We start from the raw sequence: 989 nt of genomic DNA, 5'->3' as shown, positions 1-989 counted from the left end.
GTGAGGGGCTCGTGATGATGCGGATGCGCATGGCGGGTTCCTGGAGCAACCGGAAAGGCATGGGCGTGTTGGTGATGGACGTCATGGATATGCATGTGGGCATGATCCATGGCCTCATGGGAATGGACATGATCGTGGCGTTCATCCAGATGCATCCAGATGCCCCAGGCCATCAGTGCTGCCGCGATCAGTAGTAGCGGGGTGACCGGAGTGCCCAGGATGATGACGCTGAGAATGGCCCCAAAGAAGGGAGCGCTTGAAAAATAGGCTCCCGTGCGAGCACTGCCCAGATGGCGTAAGCCAACCACAAACAGGGCGAGGCTGACCCCGTAAGCAAAAAATCCCAGAATCATGGCAGCAATGGCATCGGGTAGAGCCGGTATTGTGCTGCCCAGCCATAAGGCGAGTAGTAGATTGACGCTACCCGCGACCCAACCTTTGTTGGCGGCAATCCAGCTGGAGTCCGTCAGGGAGACTTTCCGGGTCAGATTATTGTCTACGCCCCAGGCAAAGCAGGCGGCAATGATGGTCGCTGCTGGCCACAACTGTTGGATATGAAATTGCAGTGTTCCGGCACCGGGCCAGCTGAGCAGCACCATGCCGAGCACAATGGCGAACATGCCCCAGGCAATCCGACGATCAAAGTTTTCCTTGAACACCCACCAGGCCAGCAGTGTGGTGAATACGGATTCGGCATTGAGCAGCAAGGAGGCATTGGATGCTGCCGCACCCCGCAGTCCGAACATGAACAGCACTGGTGCGATGATGCCTCCTGCCAGTACGGAGGCACCAAACCAGAAGGTGTCTGCACGCGATAAATGGACGCGCGGACTGCGGCGCAGCAGTCGATACACGCTGAGCCCCAGGCCGGAACCCAGATAAAGCAGAGCCGCCAGCATCCAGGGGCTGACCGACGCCAGGAGAATTTTGGCCAGAGGAGTGCTGGCACCAAAAAGCAGGGCGGAGAAAATCGCTGCCGGAATTCCGGG

Annotated in this window: 1 protein-coding gene; it reads right to left on the bottom strand. The window is 58.4% G+C overall.

The annotated features are described in order from the left end of the window. Window positions 1–989 (bottom strand): DMT family transporter (locus BLW97_RS17980; protein WP_075324159.1); only part of this gene is annotated, 989 nt, incomplete at both ends.

This window comes from Acidithiobacillus albertensis (assembly GCF_001931655.1).
GTDB classification, from domain to species: Bacteria; Pseudomonadota; Gammaproteobacteria; order Acidithiobacillales; family Acidithiobacillaceae; genus Acidithiobacillus; species Acidithiobacillus thiooxidans.
The sequence above is the reverse complement of the archived record's forward strand: the minus strand, read 5'-3'. Positions and strand labels throughout refer to the sequence as shown.